6 protein-coding genes are annotated in these 7,950 nt (G+C 66.3%); 2 read left to right on the forward strand and 4 right to left on the reverse strand.

Going from position 1 to position 7,950, the window contains the following annotated elements; translation table 11 throughout:
* The first annotated feature begins 67 nt into the window (after positions 1 to 67).
* The gene (gene clpX / locus QOD90_RS21525) at positions 68 to 1,351 is read left to right on the forward strand and encodes an ATP-dependent Clp protease ATP-binding subunit ClpX (protein WP_526352865.1); all 1,284 of its coding nucleotides are present in this window, start codon (positions 68 to 70) and stop codon (positions 1,349 to 1,351) included.
* Here clpX and QOD90_RS21530 read toward each other — a convergent pair.
* The 4 genes from QOD90_RS21530 to QOD90_RS21545 all read right to left on the reverse strand — a co-directional run bounded on the left by QOD90_RS21530 (position 1,348) and on the right by QOD90_RS21545 (position 7,073).
* Positions 1,348 to 2,682 (reverse strand): nucleotide disphospho-sugar-binding domain-containing protein, encoded by a 1,335-nt coding sequence (locus QOD90_RS21530; protein ID WP_526352860.1) that lies wholly within the window; start codon positions 2,680 to 2,682, stop codon positions 1,348 to 1,350. The genes clpX and QOD90_RS21530 overlap by 4 nt on opposite strands.
* Before the next feature lie 132 nt (positions 2,683 to 2,814).
* Complete coding sequence (gene fdhD, locus QOD90_RS21535) at positions 2,815 to 3,639, reverse strand: formate dehydrogenase accessory sulfurtransferase FdhD (protein WP_526352861.1); 825 nt, start codon at positions 3,637 to 3,639, stop codon at positions 2,815 to 2,817.
* On the reverse strand, positions 3,632 to 5,968 hold the full coding sequence (locus QOD90_RS21540) for an FdhF/YdeP family oxidoreductase (protein WP_526352862.1): 2,337 nt from the start codon (positions 5,966 to 5,968) through the stop codon (positions 3,632 to 3,634). Before QOD90_RS21540 ends, fdhD begins: the two co-directional genes overlap by 8 nt.
* 10 nt (positions 5,969 to 5,978) lie before the next feature.
* Positions 5,979 to 7,073, reverse strand: a complete 1,095-nt coding sequence (locus tag QOD90_RS21545) for a YncE family protein (RefSeq protein ID WP_526352863.1) — start codon at positions 7,071 to 7,073, stop codon at positions 5,979 to 5,981.
* A 122-nt stretch (positions 7,074 to 7,195) separates the two neighbouring features.
* Here QOD90_RS21545 and QOD90_RS21550 point away from each other — a divergent pair.
* A partial coding sequence (locus QOD90_RS21550) for a glutamine synthetase III domain-containing protein (RefSeq protein WP_526352864.1) occupies positions 7,196 to 7,950 on the forward strand: 755 nt, incomplete at its 3' end.

The raw sequence follows: 7,950 nt of genomic DNA on the forward strand, positions 1-7,950 counted from the left end.
CCAGGCCCAGGAGAAGATGCGCGACTCCCGCGCCGAGACCGTCGAGCTCGCCAAGTCCAACATCCTGATGCTCGGCCCCACCGGCTCCGGCAAGACCTACCTCGCGCAGACGCTGGCCAAGATGCTCAACGTTCCCTTCGCGATCGCCGATGCCACCGCGCTGACCGAGGCGGGCTATGTCGGCGAGGACGTCGAGAACATCCTGCTCAAGCTGATCCAGGCCGCCGACTACGACGTCAAGCTTGTCGAGCTGCCCAAGCCGGTAGAAATCCGGGACTTCCTCGAGGGCTATGTCATCGGTCAGGACACCGCCAAGCGCACGCTGGCCGTGGCCGTCTACAACCACTACAAGCGCATCCAGGCCCAGGAGAAGTCGCGCGACTCGCGCGCCGAGCCCGTCGAGTTGGCCAAGTCCAACATCTTGATGCTTGGTCCCACCGGCTGCGGCAAGACCTACCTGGCGCAGACGTTGGCCAAGATGCTGAACGTTCCGTTCGCGATCGCCGACGCCACCGCCCTGACCGAAGCCGGCTACGTCGGTGAAGACGTCGAGAACATTCTGCTGAAGCTGATCCAAGCCGCCGACTACGACGTCAAGCGCGCGGAGACCGGCATCATCTACATCGACGAGGTCGACAAGATCGCCCGCAAGAGCGAGAACCCGTCGATCACCCGCGACGTCTCCGGTGAAGGCGTGCAGCAGGCGCTGCTGAAGATCCTCGAGGGCACGCAGGCGTCGGTCCCGCCGCAGGGTGGTCGCAAGCATCCGCATCAGGAATTCATCCAGATCGACACCACCAACGTGCTGTTCATCGTGGCGGGAGCCTTCGCCGGGCTGGAGCGGATCGTGTCGGATCGCGTTGGCAAGCGTGGCCTGGGATTCGGTGCCGAGGTCCGCTCGAAGGCCGAGATCGACACCCAGGATCATTTCGCCGAGGTCATGCCCGAGGACTTGATCAAGTTCGGTCTGATCCCCGAGTTCATCGGCCGTCTGCCGGTCGTCGCGTCGGTGACCAACCTGGACAAGGAATCGCTCGTCACCATCCTGTCGCAGCCCAAGAACGCGTTGGTCAAGCAGTACAACCGGCTGTTCGAGATGGATGGCGTCGAGCTGGAGTTCACTCCTGAAGCGCTGGACGCGATCGCCGACCAGGCCATCCACCGGGGCACCGGAGCCCGCGGTCTGCGGGCCATCATGGAAGAAGTCCTGCTGCCGGTGATGTACGACATCCCCAGCCGCGACGACGTCGCCAAGGTGGTCGTGACCAAGGAGACCGTCGAGGACAACGTGCTGCCGACGATCGTGCCGCGCAAGCCCACGCGTACGGAACGGCGCGACAAGAGCGCCTAGCGTTCCGCTGACTCCGCAACGACGTTGCACTCGTAAGAGCCTCGACGTTCGTCGATGACTTCGTCGATCAGCGCGGCGATTTCGGCAATGCCGTCGCGCTGCGCATAGGCGAGCTGCAGGTTCCGCGCGGCGGTCCGGTACCCACCGTCGTCGAGCACCTGGCGCACCGCACGTCGCACCATTGCGGCGGTCGGGATCCCGGTGCGCAGATTCACTCCGGCGCCGAACCATTCGACGCGCGCGGCGACCTCCGGCTTGTCCTCGGTGTTGCCCGCAACGATCAGTGGCACGCCGGTCATCAGTGCCCGTTGTGCCGCGCCGTACCCGCCGTTGGTGACCATGACGTCCACCGAGGGCAGGAGCACGTCATGCGGGATGAACTCCGCGACGAACGTGTTCGACGGCAGTGGGCCACGAACCTGGGACACCGGTCGGCCGCCGGTGGTCACCACGACGGTCACGTCCTCGTCGGCAAGTGCCTCGATGGTCGGCTCGATCAGCCTGCTCAGGTCGGCGTTGTCGATGGTGCCCTGCGTGACGTGGACGACGGGTCGGTCCGCGGACAACTCGCCCCACCACGGCGGCGCGACGAAGCCGTCGGCGGGCTCGGGAGTGACTGCGCCGACGAACCGCACGTGGTCGGGTAGATCGCTGCGATGGTATTCGAAGTCAGGGATGGTGGGCACGATCAGCCGGTCGGCAAGAATGGCCGAATCCAAGACGAAGACAGGGAGTTTCGGCAGGCTGAGTGCTTCGAGCATGGTGTCGGCTGCGCGATGCGAAGCCCGCAGTAGCACCTTCTGCGCCACGGCGTTCAGCGTGCGGTTGCGTAGGCGTCCCAAAGGTCCTGTGCCGGGCAGGATTCCGGTGCCGCCCGGTGCGGTGTCGCGGCTGGACAAGAACAGCGGTGTGGTTGTGTAGGTGAGCACCGGCGGCCGATCCTTGGGATCACCAAGGAGCATCGGCAGGATGCCGAGGAAGAAGGCGTCGGCCAGGATCAGGTCGTACCTCTTGGCGGCCATCAGTTCGTCCAGTGCAGCTGCCTGATGTGGCAACGGTCGTACGAAGACGTGCTTGACGTCGAAGTTGACCCGGGCCACACCCGACGTCTCGGCGCGACCGGGGAGGTCGTCGTCGAAGGACGAGTCGTCGTAGTCGGCGCCGTAGGGCAGCGGGTGCGGCACGGCCCCCGTGGCGCGGACCTTGTCGGCGTGGCGCGCCGAGGTGAGGAAGGTGACGTCATGCCCGCGGATTACAAGGTCGCGCGCCACGTTGAGCAGTGGGGCGACGTGTCCGACGGGCGGGCATGATGCGATCAGAATCTCGGCCATGATGATGGTTCCCTCGTTGTTTGCGTACGTGCATCGACTGGACTCGATGTTCCGTGACGAGGGGAGGGTTCAGCTTGGAGGCTGGGTGGAGATCGGGTGGAGATTGCGGGCAGATGAGCCGCTTGCGTGCCGTCAGTGCTTGACGCGGTCCGGACGGGTGTAGACGTTCATGGAGTCGCCGCGCAGGAACGCGACCAGGGTCAGGCCGGCCTGACCGGCCAGGTCGACGGCGAGTGACGACGGGGCCGAGACCGCAGCCAGGACGGGGATGCCCGCCATCACCGCCTTCTGCGTCAACTCGAACGACGCGCGACCGCTGACCAACAGGACGGTTCCGGTCAACGGGATCCGGTCGTTCTCCAACGCCCAGCCGATGACCTTGTCGACGGCGTTGTGCCGGCCGATGTCCTCGCGGACGACGAGCATGGTCCCGTCCGCACCGAACAGAGCAGCACCGTGCAGACCACCCGTGGTGGCGAAGATCCGTTGCGCACTGCGGAGTTGGTCGGGCATGGCTGACAACGTCTCCGACGCCACGACGGTGGGGTCGTCGCCGGGGGAGTGGCGGCTGATCAGCTGGATCGCGTCGATGGAGCCCTTTCCGCACACCCCGCAGGACGAGGTGGTGTAGAAGTTGCGGGTCACGTCCACGTCGGGCATGGGAACGTTCGGCGCCAACGTCACGTCGAGCACGTTGTAGGAGTTGACGCCATCCTCGCCTGCGCCACGGCAGTACTGCACGGTGGCGATGTCGTCGCGCCGAGCGATGACGCCCTCGGTGAGCATGAAGCCTTGGGCCAGTTCGACATCGGACCCGGGGGTGCGCATCGTCACGGTGATCGCGCTGCCGTTGATGCGGATCTCCATCGGCTCCTCGACGGCCAGCGTTTCGGGCCTGGTGCTCGAGGTGTCGGACGTCAGGTGGCTGGCCTTGCGGCGGGCGGTGACCCTACCCACGAGATTCCATCCGGATCTGCACTGCCTTGGAAACCGGCGTGTTCGATCTGGCCGCCACGTGATCGAGGGCAACCAGCGAGTTGGTCTCCGGGTAGTAGGCCGCTGCATTGCCGACCGGTGTCGAGTAGGGAACGATCTTGAAGTCCTCGGCGCGGCGTTCCTCGACTTCGCCTGAGGTGTCGGTGAATTCGGAGACGAGGTCGACGCGGTCGCCTTCGCTGAAGCCGAGTGAGGCGATGTCGGCCGGGTTGACGAAGATCACCCGGCGGCCGCCCTTCACGCCCCGGTAGCGGTCGTCCAAACCGTAGATCGTGGTGTTGTACTGGTCGTGGCTGCGCAGGGTCTGCAGCACCAGCCGACCCTTGGGGACGGGGATCCACTCGAGCGGGTTGACGGCGAAGTTGGCCTTGCCAGTGGTGGTGGGGAACTCGCGGGAATCGCGTGGCGGGTGGGGAAGTTGGAAGCCATCGGGTTGGCGCACCTTCCGGTTGTAGTCCGCGCATTCGGGCACGACGGCGGCGATCGCGTCGCGGACCCGGTCGTAGTCGGCCGCAAAGGCCTCCCACGGCACCGGATGATCCTTGCCGAACAAGGCGCGGGCCAGTTGGGAGACGATCGCGACCTCGCTGCGTACGTCCGGCCCCGGCGGTTGCAGGCTGCCCCGGGACAGATGCACCATCGACATCGAATCCTCTACGGAGACTTGCTGTTTGACGCCGGACTGTAAATCCTTGTCGGTTCGGCCGAGGGACGGCAGGATGATTGCCGTGGTCCCGTGCACGACGTGGCTGCGGTTCAACTTGGTCGACACCTGCACGGTCAGCGCGCAGCCGCGAAGGGCGGCCTCGGTGACCTCGGTGTCGGGGGTCGCCATCGCGAAGTTGCCACCCATGCCCATGAAGACCGACGCCCGACCATCGCGCATGGCGCGAATGGCGTCGACGGTGTCGAGGCCATGCTTGCGCGGGCTGGCGATGCCGAATTCGAGGTCCAGCGCGGCGAGGAACGTCTCGGGCATCTTCTCCCAGATGCCCATGGTGCGATCGCCCTGGACGTTGGAGTGCCCGCGCACCGGACACACCCCAGCGCCCGGCTTGCCGATCATCCCGCGCATCAGCAGCAGGTTGGTGAGCTCGGAGATCATCGGAACCGAGTGACGATGTTGGGTCAGACCCATTGCCCAGCAGGCGATCGTGCGTTCGGAATCGATCAGCAGCTGGGCCAACCGCTCGAGTTGGTCACGGTCGATGCCCGTCGCCTCAAGCACCGTGTCGAGGTCGACGGCGCGGGTCTGCGCTTCGTAGGCGTCGAAGTTCGCGCAGTGCTCGGCGATGAAGTCGCGGTCCACCACGGTTCCCGGCGCTCGGTCGTCGGCCTCCAGGAGCAGCCGGCCAAGCCCGGCGAACAAGGCCATGTCGCCGCCGAGCCGAATCTGGACGAACTCGTCGGCGATGCCGATGCCGTGCCCGATGACGCCGTGCACCTTCTGCGGGTCCTTGAACCGCATCAGGCCGGCCTCGGGCAGCGGATTGATCGCAACGATCTTCGCGCCGTTCTCCTTGGCCTTCTCCAGGACCGACAGCATGCGAGGGTGGTTGGTGCCGGGGTTCTGCCCCGCGATGAGGATGACGTCGGCGTCCTCGAGGTCCTCGACCGTCACCGAACCCTTGCCGATGCCGATCGAGTCGGTGAGGGACGCTCCCGATGACTCGTGGCACATGTTCGAGCAGTCAGGCAGGTTGTTGGTGCCGAAGCTGCGGACCAGCAACTGGTAGAGGAATGCGGCCTCGTTGCTGGTCCGGCCAGACGTGTAGAACACCGCCTCGTCGGGGCTGTCCAGCGCGCGTAGGTGTTCGGCGATCACGTGGTAGGCGTGGTCCCAGCTGATCGGTCGGTAGTGGTCATCCCCGGGCCGCAGGATCACCGGGTGGGTGAGCCTGCCCTGCTGGCTGAGCCAGTATTCGGGTCGGTCGGTCAGGTCGGCGATCGAATGGCGGGCGAAGAACTCCGGTGTGACGACGCGTTTGGTGGCCTCCTCGGCGACGGCCTTTGCACCGTTTTCGCAGAACTCGGCGAACTTGCGGCCGCCGTGTTCCTCCGGCCAGGCGCAGCCCGGGCAATCGAATCCCTTGCGCTGGTTCAGCCGGACGAGCGCGGCGGCGGTGCGCAACGGGCCCATCGAAGTCACGCCACGCTGCAGGGACACCATCACTGCCTTCACGCCGGCCGCCTCGTGCTCGGCGCCGGTGCTGACGACAGCGTGCTCGTCGTACTTCACGGCGATGTCGCGGGTGACGTCCCTGCCGGTCATCCGGCGGCGAATTCCCATGCTTGCCAGCCTATGCCGGTGCGTCGATCATCTGTACCACGCCTGCCGTGACGCCCGCGATGAATAGCTTCCCCGTGGTCGAGTCGACGCCGAGCGTGTACGGGTTCTGCACGGTTGCGATGCGAGCGACTTCCCGCGGTGCGTCGGCTGCCATGTCGTAGCCGATTATCTCATTGGTGGCCGACGAGGCGACCCATAGCCGGTCGCGTACGGCGTCGTACGCGATGCCGTAGGGCGCGCCCGGCTGGGACACGCTGCTGACTTCCCGCGGTTCCGTGGTGAAGACCCGCACGGCATTGCCCCTGGTGTCGGCCGCGACGTAGCGGCCATGCTCGTCCGCAACCAAATGGGTGGGCCCGGCCCCGGCGGGTGTGGATCCGACAATGGTGAGCGTGTCGGCGTCGTACACCGTGAGGTCGTTCTTGCGGACGTCCAGCAGCCCCATCGAGTTGCCGACCGGCGCAAGGCCCGCGGGCTGGACGCTGTCGGTGAACACCTTGACGATGTCGTCGCCGCGGATGGCGGTCACCGTGCCGCCGTGCTCGTTGGCCACGAACACGGTCCCGTTCGGTGCCTCGGACGCGTCGTGCGGGACGGTGCCGGTGATGATCTTCTGCTCGGCCGACCCACCGGGCAAGTCGACGCGGACCAGTGCGTTGGCACTCTCGACGGGCACCAGGACGGGCCCGCCGGGCTTCGCGAGCTGGAGGTGGCGGACGAAGCCGGGCAGCGGAACGCGCTTGGTCACATCGCCTGTGTCGGCGTTGAGTAGCACCAGTTCGTTCGGATTGCGTTTGGCGACGGCGACGGTCCGGCTCATCGCGTCGACGACCACTCCCTCCGCTGCGTCGCCCACGGGCACGATGCGACCGGGTGGAGTGCCATTCGGCGTCGGCGCCCGGCCTGGTTCGGCGGGGGGCGGCAAATCACCGGCCGGGGGTCGGCGGCCTTCGGTGGGCACGCCGGCCGGCAATAGTCCCGTCGTGGTCGGGGTGGGTGCGCTCGAGGTCGCCGATGAGTTGGAGGTCGGCGTCGGGGGCGTTTCGCCGCACCCGGACAGCACCAAGGCCGCCGCCAAGAAGCAGGGGACAGCAACGGTCTTCACCCTTCCTGAGTACCCGCATTCTGTCGGTGACGCGCACGTAACAGTCCCGGAACGTGGCGTTCTTAGTGTGGGCCGGTCTAGTCCGCGAACCAGTTGTGGACTCACGGGTTGATAGGAACTCCATGAGCGGAAACGCAGTCCGTCTGCAGGCGATCAACAGCGTCGAGGCGTATGTGCGTCCGCCCTTCAGCTTCGATCCTGGGGAGGCGCCCGGCGAGATCTTCGGCGCCAACGTCTTCACCCTGGCCGAGATGCGGTTGCGGTTGCCGAAGTCGGTCTACAAGTCCGTCGTCGCGACGATCGAGAAAGGTGCCAAGCTGGACCCGGCGATCGCCGACTCCGTCGCCTCGGTGATGAAGGACTGGGCGCTGTCGAGAGGTGCCACCCACTACGCGCACGTCTTCTACCCCATGACCGGGCTCACGGCAGAGAAGCACGACAGCTTCCTCGATCCGGTGGGCGACGGAACCACGCTCGCCGAGTTCGCGGGCAAGACCCTGATCCAGGGCGAGCCCGACGCGTCCAGCTTCCCCTCGGGTGGACTGCGCAGCACCTTCGAGGCGCGCGGCTACACGGGTTGGGACGTCACCAGCCCGGCCTACATCCTGGAGAACCCCAACGGCAACACGCTGTGCATCCCGACGGTGTTCGTCTCGATGACCGGTGAGGCGCTGGACTACAAGACGCCGCTGCTGCGTAGCCAGCAGGCCATGGGTGCACAAGCCGAGCGCATCCTGAAATTGTTCGGTCACAAGGACTTCGACCACATCGTGTCGTTCTGCGGGCCGGAGCAGGAATACTTCCTGATCGACAGGCACTTCTTCCTGGCGCGTCCCGACTTGATCAACTCGGGCCGCACCCTGTTCGGCGCCAAGCC

Source organism: Mycobacterium sp. (genome assembly GCF_032161845.1).
Lineage (GTDB): Bacteria > Actinomycetota > Actinomycetes > Mycobacteriales > Mycobacteriaceae > Mycobacterium.